This window comes from Streptococcus sp. FSL E2-3494 (assembly GCF_038007085.1).
GTDB lineage: Bacteria > Bacillota > Bacilli > Lactobacillales > Streptococcaceae > Streptococcus > Streptococcus thermophilus.
In genome coordinates, this window is sequence record NZ_JBBOWN010000003.1 from 159165 (window position 1) to 179150 (window position 19986).

The window sequence follows — 19986 nt, forward strand, 5'->3', positions numbered from 1 at the left end:
GATGAAAAAAATCGAAGCGATTATTCGTTCGGATAAATTGGAAGATTTGAAAAATGCCTTGACTGGTAGTGGTTTGACTAAGGGAATGACTGTGAGTCAGGTCTTGGGTCATGGGACCCAACGTGGCTTTGCGGAGTTTGTCCGTGGTCAACGGATTGTTCCGACCTTATTGGCTAAGGTTAAGGTGGAAATAGTAGTCAAGAATCTGGCAGTTGATGAGGTTGTGGATACTATCCGTAGCGCTGTGGCGACAGGCGAAGTCGGTGATGGGAAGATTTTTATTGTTCCTATTGATGATGTCATTCGTATTCGTACTGGCGAACGGGGCGGAGACGCTATTTAATGTCATATTGAATTAGGACTTAAACCAGTTGGTTTGTATCTTTTTTAGTGAATTTTGATATACTTACAGGAGTTAGTATGATTGAGGGGGTGACTGATTGGCGAAAGGAAAAAAGAAAACTAAGTCGAAAGCTAGACCTAAGAAATCTAAAAAGAAAAAGAAGTCTGTCTTGCTTTTTCCTAAATTTTTCCAAAAGTGGAGTCTGATTTTTATTGGCCTATTTTCCTTATTGGGCCTCTTAGCTAGTTTAAATTTTCGAAGATTGACTATGGAAAAAAATATGACGCCTACGGATGAGACGACGGTTGCTTTTATTGCTGAGATTGGTGAGACGTCGCGCTATTTGGCAGCTAGAAATGATCTTTATGCATCTGTCATGATAGCTCAGGCTATTCTAGAATCTGACTCTGGACAATCACAATTAAGTCAAAAGCCATTTTACAATTTCTTTGGAATTAAAGGAGAATACAATGGTCAAAGTGTAACCTTACCGACCTGGGAGGATGATGGTAAGGGAAATCCCTACCATATCGATGCTGCCTTTCGTTCCTATGGTTCTGTGGAAAATTCTCTACAGGACTATGTGGAGTTTCTTGAGGGTAGCTACTATGTCGGAGTACACCGCTCCAAAACGAGAAGTTACAAAGATGCGACTGCAGCCCTAACAGGTGTTTATGCCACCGACACAACCTATGGTGATAAGTTGAACAGCATCATTGAACAATATCAGTTAACTATTTATGACACATATTAGGGTTAAGAAGGATAAGAAAAATATGAACCAGAACCAAGTGAAACTCATTGCAATTGACATGGACGGGACCCTCTTAAATAGCCAAAAAGAGATACCTGAAGAGAACATCAAGGCTATTCAAGAGGCGACTGCAGCAGGTATTAAAATCGTACTATGTACAGGTCGCCCACGTTCAGGCATTGTTCCCCATTTTGAAAAATTGGGTCTTAGTGAAGAAGAGTACATTATCATGAACAATGGTTGTTCAACTTATGAAACTAAAAATTGGACCTTGCTTGAATCTGAAAGTTTATCTCGCTCTGAAATGGAAGAACTCTTGCAGGCTTGTGAAGATTTCCCAGGGGTGGCTCTAACCTTTACTGGTGAAAAAAGTTATTATGTTGTGGGTAATGAGGTACCTGAGCTAGTAGCTTATGATGCTGGGACTGTTTTTACAGAAGCGAAAGCTAGGAGTTTGGAAGAAATCTTTGAGGAAGGGCAAGTGATTTTCCAAGCTATGTATATGGCTGAATCTGAACCTTTGGACGCCTTCCAAAATGCTGTGCAAGATAGACTTGATCAGAGCTATAGCACAGTTCGTAGTCAAGAATATATTTTTGAAGTCATGCCACAGGGGGCAACTAAGGCTAGCGGGCTTAAACATTTAGCTGAAAAGCTTGACATTAACCGGGATCAAATCATGGCTTTGGGTGATGCTGCCAATGACCTTGAAATGCTACAGTTTGTAGGTCAAAGTGTTGCCATGGGAAATGCTAGTGATGACATCAAGTCTTTGAGTAAATATGTGACCTTGACAAATGATCAGGCAGGTGTAGCCTACGCCATTCGCACCTGGGCTTTATAAGAAAAAGACCTTTAGCTTTTAATTGCTAAAGGTCTTTCGATTTCGGATAATGGCAATGAGAGTGGTTAGTGTAATGGTTATATCTATGATGGCAGCGGGGTAAGCCTTAATGGTCAAATCGTAAATTAGCCAGAGTAACATATTCTCAATAATGACCCAACGAAGCTACTGGAGGTTTCGTGTGATAGCAATTGATAGACTATAAGAGACTGAAGAGATGATTGGCAAATAGCCAATAACCCCAAGTTGATTGAGATAAGGATCCTACGATGGTTCGAAGAATAATGAGGATGGACAAAATAGTCTTGGTCATTTTCTTTTTGATCATCAAACGATTTCTGATGATGGAAATACTAATGGTTAAGGCACTGGTATAGCCACCCAATAAGAGGTTAGCAGCGGCAGTGAAAATGTAGTCGGTAATTTGCCAGACGAGCATCTTATTTTTTGATTTTGCAAAAGAGGATATGGCAACACAGAGGGCTCCAATGGCTGAGAGTACTTGTGCTAGAAGCTAAGATTGTCATGATGCAACTTCCAATTTTTTCCTTTATTATATCACAAGAAAGAAGGATTTATTTCGATGATATCTATCCGTTAACTAAAATTATTCCTGGTGAGGATGAAGTTAACAAGTACGAAGCGCTTTACTTGAATCGTTTGCTTATCACACAAGCATTGCCCTTGGTAATGCTAAGAAAGAGTTGGTTCACTTAGCATCATATGCCATTCAATCTTTGGAGGCTTCATACGCTTTCTTTGATAAAGGTGATGAGAAATACTTTGACAAGGTAGAGAAGCATGAAACAGCTGTTAACAGTATTGATGAAGAGTTAACAACTTACTTGATTGAAATCTCTAACGAATTGCTTAGTGTTTATGAAAACGAAATTTTGGCAAGTGTTTTAGATTCTGTTCGTGACTTGGAGCGTATTGGTGACCTGGCAGTTGCAAGTGCCAACCTTTCACAACATATTCATAATAAAGGAATTGAATTCTCTGGGACTGCTAAGGCTGAGCTTGAGGATGTTTATAATCGCACGCACCGTATTGATCTTGATAGTATTCGTGTTGTTGTGGATGATGACAAAGTGCTTGCAGGTCAAGTTATCCTTCGTCATGAAGAGTTGAAAAAACTTGAAAAACAATTGCGTATGATTCATACCAAACGTCTTAATAATGGTGAATGTACTGTGCAGGCAGGTATCAACTATGTTGATTACCTCTCATATTACACACGTATCGCAGACTATGCCATCAACCTTGTTGAAAAGGTTACAGAAGGTGTGATTTAATATCGAAAGTCGAGAACTTTTCTCGGCTTTTCTGATATAATGAAGGCGTATTGAGAACATAGAAAATTGATGAGAGGTAGTCCTATGACTTATTATATTTCAGCCAAACGTTTTTATTTTGATCATAAGGTCAAAGAAGGTGGCTACTTGGCGGTCACAGATGGTCGTTTTGGTAAGTGGACAGAAAATGTACCAGAGGGTGCAGAAGTGCTAGATTACAGTGATTATCAGATTGCTCCTGGCCTTGTGGACACTCACATTCATGGCTTTGCGGGGTACGATGTTATGGATAATTCTGAGGAAAGTCTTCTAGGCATGAGTCAAGCCTTGCTTTCAGCAGGTGTGACTTCTTTCTTACCGACAGCATTGACAGCGCCATTTGAAGAGCTAAAAGCTATCTGTCAGACAACAGCAGAGACGGCTGGTAAGGAGCCTGGTGCTAAAATCCAGGGACTCTTCTTTGAAGGACCGTATTTCACTGAGACCTATAGGGGAGCGCAAAATCCTAAATACATGGGCAACCCAAGTATCGAACAGTTGCAAGCCTGGCAAGAAGCGGCTCAAGGAAAGTTAATCAAATTAGCCCTGGCTCCCGAGCGTGAAGGAGTGGCTGACTTTATTAAAGAAGCGACTAAACAAGGTGTAACGATTGCTTTAGGACACTCCAATGCTACTTATGAAGAAGCCATGGCAGCAGTGGAAGCTGGTGCTTCAGTCTGGGTTCACGTCTACAATGGAATGCGTGGCTTTAGTCACCGTGATCCTGGTATGGTTGGTGCAGCCTTTGATACTCCTGAGACGATTGGTGAACTGATTGCGGATGGTCATCACGTGGTTCCTGCAGCTTGTAAGGTACTCATCAAGCAAAAAACGCCTCAAGGAGTTACCCTTATTACAGATTGTATGTCAGCGGGAGGTTGTCCTGATGGTGACTATATGCTAGGTGAGCTCCCTGTTATTGTGAAAAATGGTACCGCTCGTCTTAAGAAAGGTGGTAACCTAGCTGGCTCTATCCTACAACTCAAAGACGGTGTCAAACATGTGGTTGATTGGGGACTCGTGACGGTTGCTCAAGCCTTACAAATGGCAACTAGTATTCCTGCTAAATCGGTTGGACTAGAAAATATTTGTGGCAGCCTTAAAGCTGGTCACCCAGCCGATTTCATCGTCTTAGATGATTCCTTGGAGTTACAAGCAACCTATATTGATGGGTGTAAAGGTTGGGAGAAGTAATACTATAAGCAGTGCTTTCTTATTTAAGTGCTTTTTTTGTTTTTTACAGAATTGTAACAGTAAAGGTGTAAAATGGAAATAGCTTTTATTTTATAGGAGGTAATATGTCAAAACGTATTTGGAGCATTGCCCTGGCTTATGTCGGTGTAATGATTGGTGCAGGAGTATCTTCTGGACAGAACCTCTTGCAGTATTTTGTCAGTTTTGGAGCCTGGGGGTTGATAGGTGTTATTGTCCTTGGTGTTCTACATGTTGGTTTTGGCCGTTTGATGATTTCTCTAGGAGGTTATTACCGTTCTGATGACCATTCAGTCGTTCTGGCTGAGATTAGCCATCCCGTTATTTATCGTATTCTGTATTCTGGACATTGCTCTGATTATCACATGCTTTCTTTTTGGTTTTATTATGACGGCAGGTGCAGGGGCTAATTTAAATCAGCAGTTTGGTATGCCGATTTGGGTAGGCGCCTTCCTCTGTACAGCCTTGACTATCTTTGTTAGTTTATTAGATTTCAAGAAAATCATCGGTGTTATTGGAGTCTTTACCCCTCTGATTTTGATTATGATTGCCATGATTTTCGTGACCAATGTTTCTGGGGCGTAACTGGGATTTTGTAGAGATGAATAAGGTGTCTCAAACCATTCAATCACCCTTCCCAAGCGTTTGGATGTCTGTGATCAATTATTTTTCTGTTTGTGTCATGTCGGCTATAGCGATGGCCTTTGTTATGGGAGGCTCTATTCTCAAAATTGATGAAGCTGAAAAGAGCGGAGCATGGGGAGGCTTCATGGTTGGTATGATTTTCTTCATCACGACCTTGATTCTCTTTGCTAACAGTGATAAAATTGCTAGATCGGATGTTCCTATGTTGGCTATTGCTAAGGAAGTGAACCCTATCTTTGCGACAACTCTACGCCTTTGTGATTTTTGGTTTGATTTTCAATACCGTCTTTAGTCTTTACTATGCCCTTGGAAAACGCTTCTCAGCGTGGAGTGATAAACGATACAAGTTCTTTGTGGCTGCCTTTGCCCTGGCTGGTTTTGCTATATCCTTTATGGGTTTCCGTCAACTGGTGGCAGTTATGTATCCCATTATTGGTTATCTGGGGTTGTTGATGTTGGTTGTCCTAGTTGTAGCTAGCTACCGCAAAAAAGGCGGAATTCGCAAGGAAAAAGAAATTCGAAATCATCTTTTAGGTATTGTCGAGAAAGCTTATGATTCTGAACAAGATTTAACATCTCAGGATAAGGAAAAGGCAAAACAACTTCGAGAAGCTTCGATTATTGATAATGATATTCTCCATGAAGATACCCATGCACATGTCCGTCAGGAAATGGGACTTGGTAAGAAGGGTTAGAATTTTATTTTACAAGTTTCTCTATTTTTGCTATAATACTGATAAGAAAGAAAAGCTTATGGCGTTTTTCTAGCGAGCTTGGGATAGTGAAAGCCAAGTAGAACAAAGTAGGCAACGGCGCTTTCTCTCAGCGAAGAGCTGAGTACAAACAGATAAAATGAAGTAATAAATTAGGGTGGAACCGCGTTTCTGACGCCCCTAGGTCGAACGACTTAGGAGCAGAGACAAGGTTCTTTTTGCATCCTGAGTCTCAAAGATAAAGGAGTAAATCATGTCTAAAAAATTGACTTTCCAGGAGATCATCCTTACTTTGCAACAATACTGGAATGACCAGGGTTGTATGCTCATGCAGGCTTATGATAATGAAAAGGGTGCGGGTACGATGAGTCCCTACACCTTCCTTCGTGCCATTGGTCCGGAACCATGGAATGCGGCTTATGTTGAGCCATCTCGTCGTCCAGCAGACGGTCGCTACGGGGAAAACCCAAATCGTCTCTACCAACACCACCAATTCCAAGTGGTCATGAAACCATCACCATCAAACATTCAAGAACTTTATTTGGAGTCATTGGAAAAATTGGGCATCAACCCATTGGAACACGATATTCGTTTCGTTGAAGACAACTGGGAAAACCCATCAACTGGTTCAGCTGGTCTTGGTTGGGAAGTTTGGCTTGACGGTATGGAAATTACTCAGTTTACCTACTTCCAACAAGTTGGTGGCTTGGCAACTGGACCTGTTACCGCTGAGGTCACATATGGATTGGAACGTTTGGCTTCTTACATCCAAGAAGTAGACTCTGTTTACGATATTGAGTGGGCTCCAGGTGTTAAATACGGAGAAATCTTCCTTCAACCAGAATATGAGCACTCAAAATACAGCTTTGAAGTCTCAGACCAAGATATGCTTCTTGAGAACTTTGAAAAATTTGAAAAAGAAGCAGGACGTGCTTTGGAATTGGGTCTTGTTCACCCAGCCTACGACTACGTATTGAAATGTTCACACACTTTTAACTTGCTTGATGCTCGTGGTGCTGTTTCTGTTACAGAACGTGCTGGCTATATCGCTCGCATCCGTAACTTGGCGCGTGTTGTAGCCAAGACCTTCGTTGCAGAACGTAAAAAACTTGGTTACCCACTTCTCGACGAAGCCACACGCAAAAAACTCCTCGCAGAAGAGGAAGAATAAAGAGAGTTACAAGAAAGGAAAAGGGCGAACAGAGTGAGCCCATATTGGTACCCAGAGGGAAGTCAAAGGCTTGCTAAAGGGATAGAGGTGCCGCCGTACTGCCTGGTGGAGATTTTTGAAACCTCAAGTTCAAAAATCAGTTGATTAAATCCACTTTGATGAGACTGTTGGAAATCTATGGCAAGTAGACATAGTATTTCCCTACAGCCCCTCACAAAGTTGGTTAGCAACGTCCCCAGTATCTTAAGGTGCCTATCAAAAAGAAGAAGATGTAAAGGAAAAAACATGACAAAAAACTTATTAGTAGAACTAGGACTTGAAGAGTTGCCAGCCTACGTAGTCACACCAAGTGAAAAACAACTGGGTGAGAAAATGGCAGCTTTCTTGGGTGAAAATCGCCTTTCATATGAAAGCATTCAAACCTTCTCAACACCTCGCCGTTTAGCAGTTCGTGTACTTGGTTTGGCTGATCAACAAACCGATTTGACAGAAGATTTTAAAGGACCTTCTAAGAAAATTGCCTTGGATGCTGATGGAAACTTCTCAAAAGCTGCCCAAGGATTTGTTCGTGGGAAAGGCTTGACGGTTGACGATATCGAATTCCGTGAAGTCAAAGGGGAAGAATACGTCTATGTGACGAAACATGAAGCTGGAAAATCTGCCAAAGAAGTATTGGCTGGTATCCCAGAAGTACTTGCTTCATTGACCTTCCCCGTCAGCATGCACTGGGCTAACAACAGCTTTGAATATATTCGCCCTGTTCACACATTGATCGTTCTTTTGGGGGATGAAGCCCTTGAACTAGACTTTTTGGGTATTAAGTCAGGTCGTGTTAGTCGTGGGCACCGTTTCCTCGGGCACGAAGTGGAAATCACCAATGCGGATTCTTATGAAGAAGACCTTCGTACCGTTTACGTGATTGCAGATAGTAAAGAGCGTGAAAACATGATTCGTGAGCAAATCAAAGCTATCGAAGCAGAACAAGGTGTTAAAGTCCAAATCGAAGAAGGTCTTTTGAACGAAGTTTTGAACTTGGTCGAATACCCAACTGCCTTCATGGGAGGTTTTGATACTAAATATTTGGACGTTCCAGAAGACGTTTTGGTGACATCAATGGAGACCCATCAACGTTACTTTGTGGTGCGTGATCTTGATGGTAAGCTTAAACCAAACTTTATCTCAGTTCGTAATGGGAACGCTGAGCACTTGGAAAATGTCGTTCGAGGAAATGAGAAAGTCTTGGTGGCGCGTCTCGAAGATGGTGAATTCTTCTGGCGTGAAGACCAAAAACTCAAGATTGAAGATCTCGTTGCTAAATTGGCAAACGTCACTTTCCATGAAAAGATTGGCTCTCTTTCAGAACATATGGCACGTGCTGGTGTCATTGCGGCTTCATTGGCTGAGAAAGCAGGTTTGACTGCTGAGGAAAAGGCAGCAGTAGCGCGTGCAGCAGAAATCTACAAATTTGACCTCTTGACTGGTATGGTTGGTGAGTTTGATGAGCTTCAAGGGATTATGGGTGAAAAATATGCCCTCCTTGCTGGTGAAGATGAGGCAGTAGCGACAGCTATCCGTGAGCACTACCTTCCTGATTCAGCAGACGGAGCCCTTCCTGAAACGAAAGTTGGTGCTATCCTTGCCCTTGCGGATAAATTGGATACCCTCCTTTCCTTCTTCTCAGTCGGTTTGATTCCATCAGGTTCCAATGACCCTTATGCGCTTCGCCGTGCAACACAAGGGATTGTTCGTATCTTGGATGCCTTTGGTTGGCACATTCCTATGGATGAGTTGATTGACAGTCTTTACGGACTTTCATTTGATAGTCTCTCATATGACAATCAAGCAGAAGTTATTAGATTCATCAAGGCCCGTGTGGACAAGATGATGGGTCGCACACCAAAAGATATCAAAGAAGCTGTTCTTTCTGGTTCAAACTTTGTAGTAGCAGATATGCTTGAAGCAGCTGAAGCTCTTTCAGAAGCTGCTAAGACGGATGGTTACAAGGCAGCTGTTGAGTCACTCTCTCGTGCCTTCAACTTGGCGGAAAAAGCAGATACTTCAGTAGCAGTCGATGCTAGTCTCTTTGAAAATGATCAAGAAAAAGCCTTGGCTCAAGCAGCAGAAAGTCTTGAATTGACAGGTTCAGCTAGCGACAAATTGGCTCAACTCTTTGTTCTTAGCCCAGTCATTGATGCTTTCTTTGATAATACGATGGTTATGGCAGATGATGTGGCTGTTAAAAATAACCGTTTGGCTCTTCTTTCTGCTCTTGTGGCTAAAGCTAAAACTGTTGCAGCCTTTAACCAATTGAATACAAAATAGAGGTAAGAGTAAATGGATTCTAAAAAAATAGCTCGAATCAATGAGCTTGCAAAAAAGAAAAAAACAGAAGGCTTGACACCAGAAGAAGCAGTAGAGCAAGCAAAACTTCGTGAGGAATATATTGCGGGTTATCGTCGTGCTGTTCGTCACCACATTGAAGGAATCAAAATTGTGGATGAAGAAGGAAATGATGTGACACCCGAAAAACTACGTCAAGTCCAACGTGAAAAAGGTCTACATGGGCGTAGCCTAGATGATCCTGAATCATAATAATTTAAAAATAGGAGCTTGAATTTAGTCCGAGCTCCTATTTTTAAATTAAAATATTCTGAATTATATACACAATATTGACCAATTTTTTCAAAAATGGTATAATACAAGTTATGTTAAAAATAGCTGGGCTCTCTGAGTCGTATTAAATAGAATTGGAGTGAAAAAATGTCACAAAAGCAACATCATAACGATGACGATAACCAGACTAAAAATGGTATGGTACGAGGTCTTCAAAACAGACACGTTCAGCTGATTGCCATCGCTGGTACAATCGGTACAGGTCTCTTTCTTGGGGCAGGGCGTTCCATTTCCCTAACAGGACCTTCAATCATCCTAGTTTATATGCTGACAGGTGTCTTCATGTATCTCATGATGCGAGCTATCGGTGAGATGCTCTACATGGATCCGGATCAACATACCTTTATTAACTTTATTACGAAATACCTTGGTAAAGGCTGGGGATTTTTCTCAGGGTGGTCTTACTGGGTATCGTTGGTATTTATTGGTATGGCAGAAATTACAGCCGTTGCGAACTATGTGCAGTTTTGGTTTCCAAGTTGGCCTGCCTGGCAAATTCAGATTGTCTTCCTATTTATCTTGAGTTCGGTAAATTTGATTGCGGTTAAGATTTTCGGGGAAGTTGAGTTTTGGTTTGGGATGATCAAGATTATCACCATTCTTGCCTTGATAGCTACAGGGATCTTTATGGTAGCAACTAACTTTGAAACGCCAGCTGGACATGCGAGCCTTATTAACATTACACAAGGCTTTCAAATGTTTCCTAAAGGTTGGGTAAGCTTTGCCATGACCTTCCAGATGGTTTTCTTTGCCTACCAAGCTATTGAGTTTATAGGAATTACAACATCTGAGACAGCAAATCCTCGTAAGGTGTTGCCAAAGGCAATCAAGGAAATTCCGGTTCGTATTGCAATCTTCTATGTAGGAGCGCTCATTGCCATTATGGCTATCTTTCCGTGGCAGAAGCTCCCAGTTAATGAGTCACCGTTTGTAATGGTCTTCCAAATGGCTGGTATCAAGTGGGCAGCAGCTCTCATTAACTTTGTTGTCTTGACAGCAGCAGCCTCATCTTTGAACTCAACACTTTATTCAACTGGTCGTCACCTTTTTCAAATCGCTAAGGAAACACCAAACAGCAAGGTTATGAAATCTTTGAAGCTTGATACCTTGGCACGTAATGGTATTCCTTCTCGTGCCATCATTGTATCAGTTATTGTGGTATGTATCTCAGCCTTTATCAATGTCTTACCTGGTGTGTCTGATGCCTTTGCTTTGATTGCCGCATCGTCATCAGGTGTTTACATTGCTATCTACATCTTGACCATGCTTGCTCATCTCAAGTACCGTAAATCTCAAGAATTTATGGCAGATGGCTTCCTTATGCCAGCCTATAAAATTCTTAATCCTTTGACTATTGCATTTTTTGTCTTCGTCTTTGTTTGTCTCTTCTTGCAAAAGTCAACTGTTGTTGGAGCTATTGGAGCAGTGATCTGGATTGTGGTATTTGGTATCTATAGTAACTTAAAACATAGTAAATAAACCAACCTAACTCACCTTTCTGGTGAGTTTTTTATTGCAAAAAAGGACACAAGGGTCCTGGTTATAAATTATGAAATGCTTTCTTGGTTTCCGTGTTGAAGAAAACCACCTAAGAGGCTTTTGCTGCGGTGAAAAATAGCAGGCTTGTGATTGTTGTGTGCACGCCCATTTATATCTAGTTTGGCCCATTCAAGTGCTTGATAAGCATTTCGATCTGATACCGTAGAAGTACCAATGTAGCTGTAGATACCTGCCTGAGAAAGAATAAAGCCTTGAAGTTGTCGAATGTGTTCGTCGTTAAGTGCTTCTGAAAAATATATCTTAACAGTCTTATAAGTTAAGGATTGAACAGACTCAACGATAGGCGACTCTGCTAAGAGATGTAGCAATGATTGATGTTTAGTAAAGTACTTATCATAGTCCATTGGAAGAATAATAGTATGGGCAATCCAATCCTCTAAATTAGCTCTAGCTTTTTCACTAAGTCCTTTAGCTGTAATATTGAGGGTATCTATGGTGAAAGGAAGCTGGTCGATGTGAGCAGTGTTAGAACCATATGCCTTTCTGAAAAGCGGTGTACTTGATAGAATTTGTCCAGTAGGTGAAATAATCGCCAAGGCGGTTTCCTTGGTTTGGTAACCAAGTTCCTGACATTCCATGCTAGCGTAAGTGTCTTTAAATTCAATAATTGCTCTTGTTTTCATCGTATAACTCTCCTTATGTTAGTTTATAAACTAACAATAGTTTATCACGACTTAAAGTCTTGGTCAAGATTTTACATCCAAAAACAAAAAATAATTTTGTAAGGGTTTGCAAATTATTTTAACTCTGATATTATAGAACCATATCAAAAGGATTGTTACTGGTCAGCAGGCAAAACCTAGATAAATACGAAAAACTAATGGGAGTAGTGCATACTCAACCCAATTGGTTCTTGGTATTTATTTAGTTTTTTTGTTGAAAAAGCCTCAAAGCAACTAAAATCCTAGAAAAAAAGGAGCCCTTATGGCTAAATATACTGAATTAGCTGAGGACATTCTCAAACACGTTGGTGGTAAAGAAAATATCAATAGCTTGAAACACTGTGTGACACGTTTGCGCTTTGATTTGAAAGATGAGTCTAAAGCAGATGATAACTATCTTAAGAATCGTGATGGTGTCGTTACTGTTGTGAAGGCATGAGGTCAATATCAGGTGGTTATCGGTAACCATGTCCCTGATGTTTATGCGGAGATTCTTCAAGTTGGCGGTCTTCCAGCAGGTGGTAGTCTGGATCTTGATGAAGGTGATGCACCAAAGGGAAATCTCTTTGACCGCTTTGTATCTCTAGTCTCAAGTATTTTCCAACCCTTTCCTTGGGCCTTTGGCTGCAGCAGGGATTATCAAAGGTATATTTGCTATCATGGCAGCATGTGGCTTGTCAGCTACAACGAGTCCTATGTATGTTATCTTGAATGCAGCAGGAGATAGTGTCTTCCAATTCTTGCCAATCTAGATTGCATTAACATCTGCCCGTCGTTTAAAGGTTAATGAGTTTACAGCTTTTGCGATTGCAGGAGCACTTGTTTATCCTGATCTTGCTACACTAGTCACACTGCTCTTCAAAAGGCTGATCAAGGGCATGTTCTAGGAGTAATTCCTTTTGCACTTCCTGCAGGAGGTTACCTTTCAACTGTGATGCCTTCTATCTTAGCAATTTGGGTGGCTTCATACATTCAAAAATTCTTTACCAAGATGACACCAGATGTGATTAAAGTCTTTGTAGTACCTCTTTTTACATTACTCATTACCGTTCTATTAACATTCTTGGTGGTGGGACCAGTTGCCAATACTTTGTCTGATGGATTGACAAATCTTTTCCAAGCAATCATGAACTTCAATCCGATTGTCTTTGGTCTTGTACTTGGTATTTTGTGGCAAGTCTTGGTTATGTTCGGAATGCACTGGGCACTTATTCCTCTTGCAATCTCAGACGTGGCAACAAACGGTAGTTCAAGTATTCTTTCAGCAGCACTTTTGCCATGTTTTACGCAAACAGGTGTATTGGGGGCTATTATGCTTAAGACAAAAGAAGAAAAAGTCCGCACCATCTCTATGCCAGCGTTTGTTTCATCTATTTTTGGGGTTACAGAACCAGCTATCTATGGTGTGACACTGCCAATGAAAACACCATTCTACATTTCATGTGGCGTTTCTGAACTGATGGGAGCTGCCATGATAGCCCTAGATATTAAGATGTATTCAACTGGTGGTCTGGGTGTCTTTGTCTTCCCAAGCCTTATTGGCCAGGACGGTAGCCTACTAAAGTTATCTTTGCGATTCTTATTGCTGTCCTTGGCGGTGTTCTCGCCTTCCCCATCCAACTCTTTGTACGAGTACCAAATCTATAACAGTGGCGGTGAAGTAGCTAAGGCTGAGGGAAAAGCTGATGAAGCTGCACCTGCTCCTAAAGAAATTCAACAAGAAATCATTGCTAGTCCGCTTATCGGGAATATTGTACCGCTTAACCGTGTATCTGACCAAGTCTTTGCATCAGGAGCTATGGGTAAGGGAATTGCTATTGATCCTACTGATGGTGTAGTTGTTGCACCAGCTAAGGCAACCGTTAATTTAGTCTTTCCTACTGGGCATGCTATTGATTTAACAACTGAAAATGGTGCAGAGCTTCTCATCCATATTGGTATGGATGCTGTTTCATTTACTGGTAAAGGTTTCAAGACCTATGTATAAGCCGGGGATGTCGTAGAAGCAGGCCAAAAACTTATAGAATTTGACCTAGCAACTATCCGAGACGCTAAATTACCAGTCATCACACCGGTCATTGTGACAAACACTGCTGACTTCGGTGGTGTCTTAACTACTAAAGAAGCCCGCGCTAACGCTGGTGATTATCTCCTCGCTGCTGTTAAATAAAAATAAATCCGAGAAGCTGATTCTCGGATTTATTTTTATTTGAATTTGTAGTCTTTAACGACTTCGACTGAATTAACAGTTAGATTTTCTTTTGGTTTGTTATTGTCATCAACTTCAAGGTTAGCAATAGTATCAACGACATCCATGCCTTTGATGACTTGTCCAAAGACGGTATATTTCGTATCACCAGCAGGGTAACCACCTTTTTTATAGGCGTCAATGATAGGTTTTGGATAGCCTGCGTTTCCTAGTTGCTTACTTTGGTCATCCTTGTTTTGAACGATGAAGAATTGGCTGCCGTTTGAATCTTTGGCACCTGTATTAGCCATAGCAAGTGCGCCACGAATGTTGTAGAGGAATGGTGTAGGCTCAACAGCGAAACCTTTCTTCCATATAGATTCTCCACCGGTACCATCTCCCTTAGGATCACCACTTTGAATCATGAAGTCCTTGATAACACGGTGGAAGGTAAGACCATCGTAGTACTTATCCTTGGCGTGCTTCAAGAAGTTTTCAGAAGCCTTAGGAGCAAGCGTAGGGAAGAGTTTAACAGTGATATCACCTTTTGAAGTATGGAGGATAACTTCAGCTTCGTCCTTGCCGACTTTGTCTGTCAACTGTGGAAAAGCCTCTTTTCCGGATTTTTGAGCTTTTTCTAATTGTTTAGTGAATATCTTGTTATCCACGTAAGCATCTCCACGAACAGCACGAGAAATATTCTCACGGTAGACAAATCCTAGTCCGGCGATAACAAGTATAATAATTAATGGAATGTACTTTTTAATGTTTTTCATATATAACTCCTTTGGTGCATTATAACTACTATTTTAGCAGAAAAAAACCTCTTGGGAAACGGTTAACAGAGGTATTTAATTATGCTAGAATGGAATTATCAACAATAAATTGAACATGGGACTAGATATAGGGAGAGGTTGCCTCAAGGTGTAAAGTGAGGTCAGCCTTTTTTAAGGGACATTTGCACCAACCTTGATCGGAGATAGTTGTCTAAATCCTTACTATAGAAAACTTCACTAATTTGAAGGAATGTCTTGTTTAGATTTCTTGAAAAAAAGGAGATCTTTATGTCAACTAAAGCAGAATGAGCTGAACTCTTTGAGTCGGTACATGGGCGTAAACCTATCCCCCAAGAATTTTTGGACGCTAAAGCAGCTGACTTTGACACTAGCGCTTTGACTGCTCAAGTAGCATCTGTACAAGAACCAGCTAATGAACCTGTCGCTGAAGAAGTGCCAGCAGAACAAGCTGATGTTGCTGAAACAGCTGAAGGTGCTGTCACAGAACAAGCAAGCAGTGAATCACCATTTGGAACGGCAGCCTTCTCAGAAGCGCCTGCGCAACAACTAACACCACAATTTGATTCAAGCATGTTTGAAAAGGCATCTATCCCTACAGCTTAAGGATTCGGAACTGTAACTAATTCAGTAGATAGCTCAGCGGATAAACCACTCTTCAACCTTATCTTGCCAATCGTTGCAATTGCTCTTGCAGTAATCTTTTCCATCTTGGCATGGTTTGTCAGTCCTACTTGGCTCTTCATCATTTTGACTGTCCTTACAGTTACTGTAGCAGTCGTTTCGCTTGTCTTCAGCCTTAAATCAAGCAAGAAATTGCTCTCGATCATCGCAACAGGTGTTGCTGGTCTTATGATCTTTGTGTCTATTGGTGGTTTGATTTTCCAAATATCTCAAAACTCTAGTGATAGCACAAGCTCAAGCAAGACATCAAAAGTTGCTGATAAAGATGATGATGACAAAAAAATGATGACAGCGATTCAAAATCAGACTCAAAAGGTGATAGCACTGACGTCAACGATTACATTGACAAAAATGCTAAACTTGACTGGAATGAATCTAAATTCAAGAAGTTGAAAGTTGGAAAAGACTCTGCTAAGTCAATTATGAAGACTTACTGTAAAGCATCAGATGCTCAAATGTCAGGTGATGACTTGAACATGACTTATTCTGGCAAAGACTATAGCAAAAGTGTCTACCTAACCTTTAAGAAACAGTATGATGGTACCTTTATCTTGTCACATGCTTCAGGAAACTTCCCTACAGATGCTGTACAAACTGATGACTCTTACAAATCTGACTGGACGAAAGAACAGTTTGATGCTCTTAATAAGGGAGATTACAGCAACCCATCAAACGGAACAAAACTCGAAGGTATCCTTAAGGATCACCCTAAAGCTTCAGACGCTGATTACACCATCTCAACAGTTCGTGAAGGTGAGTTCAAGAAAGAATTGACCGTTTTTTATAACGACTTTAAATCTGAAGATGGTAAACTTAAGACTGTTTACTTGTTATTTGACACTACAGAAGATGGTGATACATTTTGACCTTTAAGTCTAAAGATGGTGTTTACATCCTAGCGCATGCTTCCGCAGACTTCGGCTATGATAAGGTTAAGGAAGTTAGTGACTATCAAAGCGACTGGACAAAAGAGGATTTTGATAAGTTAACTGTTGGTACTCAAGCAGATTTGCTTAAGGGAACACGTCTTTCAGATGTTGTCTCAAACCACTCTGAGGCCAGCTTTAGTACGCATGAGCTGACTCAGACTAATGAAGGAGACCTCACACAAAAAGTATCGCTTAGTTTCTACGATTATAGTCCAGACAGTGGTAAACTTAAGACGGTTCACCTAACTTTTGACTATGATAAACGTGAAAACGAGTACTTCTTAACAGACAAATTAGGCGAATAAGACTACTTTTTAGTAATTCAAGCTCAGGGTTGCCTGGGCTTTTTACTATCAACAAAAGAGGATAAAATCTGGTATAATAAAACTGATTGATTTTTCAAGAAAGAAGTGTCACATATGAACATACAACAACTACGTTATGTCGTAGCCATTGCCAACAGCGGAACCTTTCGTGAGGCGGCCAGCAAGCTCTTTGTGAGTCAGCCTAGTCTATCAGTGGCTATCAAGGATTTGGAGCAGGAGTTAAATTTTAAAATTTTCACCCGTACAACGACGGGGGCAGTCTTGACCAGTCAGGGCATGACCTTTTATGAACGCGCGCTTGAGGTGGTTCGAAGTTTTGATAGTTTTGAAAATCGCTATCTTAATGCTTCTGAAAAGGGCAACCAGTTTTCGATTTCCAGTCAGCACTATGATTTTTTGCCACCTTTGATTACAACTTTTTCGGAACGTTACCCTGATTACAAGGATTTCCGTATCTTTGAGTCTACGACCATTCAAATTTTGGATGAAGTAGCCAAGGGGAATAGTGAGATTGGAATTATCTATCTGAATCGTCAAAATAGTAAGGGCATCCAACAAAATATGGATAAACTTGGGCTTGAGTCTATTGATTTAATTCCATTTAAGACTCATATTTATCTTCGTAAGGGCCATCCACTGGCTCATAAAGAGAGTTTAGTAATGGAGGATTTGGCACACCTACCTACCGTACGTTTTACTCAGGAGAAGGACGAGTACCTGTACTATTCTGAAAACTTTGTGGATACATCAGATTCGTCTCTTATGTTTAACGTGACAGATCGTGCGACTTTGAATGGTATCTTGGAGCGTACGGATGCTTATGCGACGGGTTCTGGTTTCCTTGATGCTCAAAGTGTAAACGGTATTACAGTTATTCCACTTGAGGATAATTTGGATAACAAGATGGTTTATGTTCGCCGTAAAGGAATTAATTTGTCGTCGTGTGCTCTCAAGTTTGTCAATGTTATGTTTGACTACTTTGATACTTATAAACCATAGGAGGACTTATGCGTAAAGTTGCGATTCCTTTGGCTATTCTGGCTTTGATTGGTTTGGATCAGTGGGTCAAGCATTGGGTTGTGGCAAATATTTCCCTCAACCAAGTTATTAAGGCTATTCCTGGCGTTTTCAGCTTGACCTATCTACAGAACCGTGGTGCTGCTTTTTCGATTTTACAGAATCAGAAATATTTCTTTGTAATTTTGACGGTTCTAGTGATTGGTGCGGCTCTGTTCTATCTGGTTAAGAATTACCAGAAGAGTCTTTGGTTGGTTCTATCTTTGATTTTGATTATCTCAGGTGGTATTGGCAACTTTATCGACCGTGTGCATTTGGGTTACGTGGTTGATATGGTTCAGCTTGATTTTATCGATTTTGCAATATTTAACGTGGCAGACTCCTATCTAACGGTGGGTGTGCTGCTCTTGATTTTAATCTTATGGAAAGAGGAAAATGGAAGTCATCATTAAAGAGGCGGGAAACCGTCTGGACAAGTCTTTGGCCGATTTGACAGAATTGTCACGTAGTCAGGCCAATGAAGCGATTAAGGCTGGAACAGTATTAGTCAATGGTAAGTCGGCCAAGGCTAAGTATGTGGTAAAAGAGGGTGATGTCATCACCTATGTATTGCCTGAAGAAGAGGTCTTGGAATACAAGGCTGAAGATATTCCTTTGGATATTATCTACGAGGATGCGGATGTGGCAGTGGTCAACAAACCTCAAGGTATGGTGGTCCATCCATCAGCTGGCCACACATCTGGCACCTTGGTCAATGCTCTTATGTACCATGTCAAGGACCTTTCGTCTATCAATGGCGTGGTTCGTCCTGGGATTGTTCACCGTATCGATAAGGACACGTCTGGTCTCCTTATGATTGCTAAGAATGATAAGGCCCACAATGCTTTGGCAGCTGAGCTTAAGGATAAGAAGTCGCTTCGCAAGTATGTGGCTATCGTGCATGGCAATCTGCCTAACGATAGAGGTGTGATTGAGGCTCCGATTGGGCGTTCGGACAAAGACCGTAAGAAACAGGCAGTAACAGCTAAGGGAAAGCCTGCAGTAACACGCTTCACCGTTCTTGAACGTTTTGGCAACTATACGTTGGTAGAGTTGCAGCTGGAAACAGGTCGTACCCACCAGATTCGTGTGCACATGGCGTATATTGGTCACCCGGTGGCGGGAGATCCTCTTTATGGGCCACGTAAGACTCTCAAGGGCCATGGACAATTTCTACATGCTAAGACCCTTGGTTTCACGCATCCTACGACAGGCGAATTGGTCGAATTTACCGCAGAAGAACCCATTATTTTCAAGGAGACCTTGGAGAAATTGAGGAAATCTTAATAGTCATCCAACGGATGTTCTTTCTTGTGAGAGAGTGTCCGTTTTTTTTTTTTTCTTGTAAAAGAGTCTGAAATTTGCTATAATCTACCTAATTAAATAAGTCCTTTAATTACTGTCCAGAGAGGCAGGCAAGGAGCCATGAGAAGTGCGCAGGTGAACTGTGCCATGTTTTTGTGTATCTCCTTGTTTCAAGGGGATTTTTTGTATTTAGAAAGGTTTTTTTATGAAGAAAAAAGAAATCGTCGATGACGTAACCATGAAACGTGCCATTACACGTATCACTTATGAGATTATTGAGCGAAACAAGAATCTCGACAAGATTGTCTTGGCTGGTATTAAGACACGTGGTGTTTATATTGCTCAGCGTATTCAAGAGCGCTTGAAACAATTGGAAAACCTTGATGTACCATTGATTGAGCTTGATACTAAGGCTTACCGTGATGATGTTAAATCTGAACAGGACACATCCCTTATTCCTATCGAAATTGATGGTACGGATGTTATCCTTGTAGATGATGTGCTCTACACAGGTCGTACTATCCGTGCTGCGATTGATAATATCGTTAGTCATGGACGTCCAGCGCGTGTTGGATTGGCTGTCTTGGTTGACCGTGGTCACCGTGAATTGCCAATCCGTGCGGACTATGTTGGTAAAAATATCCCAACAAGTGAGTCAGAAGAAATTGAAGTCTTGGTGACAGAAGTTGATGGTAAGGATAGTGTCAACATTATTGATCCAAACTAGATTTTAGTCTTTAGATAGGTGAGTTTACGATCCTACAATGATTCTTTCGCTGTGGTGGGAGAGTTG

Annotated in this window: 18 protein-coding genes and 4 pseudogenes; 19 read left to right on the plus strand and 3 right to left on the minus strand. The window is 41.1% G+C overall.

The genetic code is table 11. The annotated features are described in order from the left end of the window. The first annotated feature begins 1 nt into the window (after position 1). The 3 genes from NST05_RS10445 to NST05_RS10455 all read left to right on the plus strand — a co-directional run bounded on the left by NST05_RS10445 (position 2) and on the right by NST05_RS10455 (position 1941). A complete protein-coding gene (locus NST05_RS10445; RefSeq protein WP_084828553.1) occupies positions 2-343 on the plus strand; it encodes a P-II family nitrogen regulator in 342 nt (113 codons plus the stop codon). Between the two features lie 97 nt (positions 344-440). Further along, the gene (locus tag NST05_RS10450; RefSeq protein ID WP_084828554.1) at positions 441-1097 is read left to right on the plus strand and encodes a glycoside hydrolase family 73 protein; all 657 of its coding nucleotides are present in this window, start codon (positions 441-443) and stop codon (positions 1095-1097) included. A 22-nt stretch (positions 1098-1119) separates the two neighbouring features. Continuing rightward, positions 1120-1941: a Cof-type HAD-IIB family hydrolase gene (locus NST05_RS10455; RefSeq protein WP_011680842.1), complete on the plus strand. Its 822-nt coding sequence runs from the start codon at positions 1120-1122 to the stop codon at positions 1939-1941. A gap of 18 nt (positions 1942-1959) precedes the next feature. On the opposite strand, the pseudogene NST05_RS10460 reads toward NST05_RS10455, so the two are convergent. Further along, positions 1960-2431, minus strand: a pseudogene (locus NST05_RS10460) (YgjV family protein). 101 nt (positions 2432-2532) lie between these two features. Here NST05_RS10460 and NST05_RS10470 point away from each other — a divergent pair. The 7 genes and pseudogenes from NST05_RS10470 to NST05_RS10515 all read left to right on the plus strand — a co-directional run. Beyond that, positions 2533-3236, plus strand: a pseudogene (locus NST05_RS10470) (PhoU domain-containing protein); the annotation flags it as partial. An 84-nt stretch (positions 3237-3320) separates the two neighbouring features. Beyond that, positions 3321-4469, plus strand: a complete 1149-nt coding sequence (gene nagA, locus NST05_RS10475; RefSeq protein WP_024704227.1) for an N-acetylglucosamine-6-phosphate deacetylase — start codon at positions 3321-3323, stop codon at positions 4467-4469. 104 nt (positions 4470-4573) lie between these two features. Then, positions 4574-5827, plus strand: a pseudogene (locus NST05_RS11120) (YkvI family membrane protein). Positions 5828-6098: 271 nt separating this feature from the next. Continuing rightward, entirely contained in the window at positions 6099-7016 is a 918-nt protein-coding gene (gene glyQ / locus NST05_RS10500) for a glycine--tRNA ligase subunit alpha (RefSeq protein WP_084828555.1), read from the plus strand. Positions 7017-7301: 285 nt separating this feature from the next. Further along, complete coding sequence (gene glyS / locus NST05_RS10505; RefSeq protein WP_084828556.1) at positions 7302-9338, plus strand: glycine--tRNA ligase subunit beta; 2037 nt, start codon at positions 7302-7304, stop codon at positions 9336-9338. 12 nt (positions 9339-9350) lie between these two features. Continuing rightward, positions 9351-9608: a DUF896 family protein gene (locus NST05_RS10510; RefSeq protein WP_002949992.1), complete on the plus strand. Its 258-nt coding sequence runs from the start codon at positions 9351-9353 to the stop codon at positions 9606-9608. A 168-nt stretch (positions 9609-9776) separates the two neighbouring features. Continuing rightward, positions 9777-11168 (plus strand): amino acid permease, encoded by a 1392-nt coding sequence (locus tag NST05_RS10515; RefSeq protein ID WP_100262220.1) that lies wholly within the window; start codon positions 9777-9779, stop codon positions 11166-11168. 68 nt (positions 11169-11236) lie between these two features. Here the strand turns inward: NST05_RS10515 and NST05_RS10520 are convergent, their stop codons facing one another. Continuing rightward, on the minus strand, positions 11237-11872 hold the full coding sequence (locus NST05_RS10520) for a nucleotidyltransferase (RefSeq protein ID WP_100262219.1): 636 nt from the start codon (positions 11870-11872) through the stop codon (positions 11237-11239). Between the two features lie 301 nt (positions 11873-12173). Here NST05_RS10520 and NST05_RS10525 point away from each other — a divergent pair. Then, positions 12174-14081 (plus strand): annotated as a pseudogene (locus NST05_RS10525) (beta-glucoside-specific PTS transporter subunit IIABC). Positions 14082-14116: 35 nt separating this feature from the next. Here NST05_RS10525 and NST05_RS10530 read toward each other — a convergent pair. After that, the gene (locus tag NST05_RS10530) at positions 14117-14875 is read right to left on the minus strand and encodes a peptidylprolyl isomerase (RefSeq protein WP_084828560.1); all 759 of its coding nucleotides are present in this window, start codon (positions 14873-14875) and stop codon (positions 14117-14119) included. A 360-nt stretch (positions 14876-15235) separates the two neighbouring features. Between NST05_RS10530 and NST05_RS10535 the strand changes: the two genes are divergently transcribed. The 8 genes from NST05_RS10535 to pyrR all read left to right on the plus strand — a co-directional run bounded on the left by NST05_RS10535 (position 15236) and on the right by pyrR (position 19920). Further along, positions 15236-15499 (plus strand): hypothetical protein, encoded by a 264-nt coding sequence (locus tag NST05_RS10535; RefSeq protein ID WP_084828561.1) that lies wholly within the window; start codon positions 15236-15238, stop codon positions 15497-15499. Between the two features lie 63 nt (positions 15500-15562). After that, entirely contained in the window at positions 15563-15970 is a 408-nt protein-coding gene (locus NST05_RS10540) for a hypothetical protein (protein WP_084828562.1), read from the plus strand. After that, positions 15967-16443 carry a hypothetical protein gene (locus NST05_RS10545; RefSeq protein ID WP_084828563.1) on the plus strand — a complete coding sequence of 159 codons (477 nt, stop codon included), beginning with the start codon at positions 15967-15969 and terminating at the stop codon, positions 16441-16443. The genes NST05_RS10540 and NST05_RS10545 overlap by 4 nt, the downstream gene beginning before the upstream one ends. Then, entirely contained in the window at positions 16440-16811 is a 372-nt protein-coding gene (locus NST05_RS10550; RefSeq protein ID WP_223899600.1) for a hypothetical protein, read from the plus strand. The genes NST05_RS10545 and NST05_RS10550 overlap by 4 nt, the downstream gene beginning before the upstream one ends. Positions 16812-16925: 114 nt before the next feature. Further along, complete coding sequence (locus NST05_RS10555; RefSeq protein ID WP_084828564.1) at positions 16926-17831, plus strand: LysR family transcriptional regulator; 906 nt, start codon at positions 16926-16928, stop codon at positions 17829-17831. An 8-nt stretch (positions 17832-17839) separates the two neighbouring features. Continuing rightward, entirely contained in the window at positions 17840-18301 is a 462-nt protein-coding gene (gene lspA, locus NST05_RS10560) for a signal peptidase II (RefSeq protein ID WP_002950014.1), read from the plus strand. Then, positions 18285-19175: an RluA family pseudouridine synthase gene (locus tag NST05_RS10565; protein WP_084828565.1), complete on the plus strand. Its 891-nt coding sequence runs from the start codon at positions 18285-18287 to the stop codon at positions 19173-19175. The genes lspA and NST05_RS10565 overlap by 17 nt, the downstream gene beginning before the upstream one ends. Before the next feature lie 223 nt (positions 19176-19398). Next, positions 19399-19920, plus strand: a complete 522-nt coding sequence (gene pyrR / locus NST05_RS10570; protein WP_082308850.1) for a bifunctional pyr operon transcriptional regulator/uracil phosphoribosyltransferase PyrR — start codon at positions 19399-19401, stop codon at positions 19918-19920. Positions 19921-19986 lie beyond the last annotated feature (66 nt).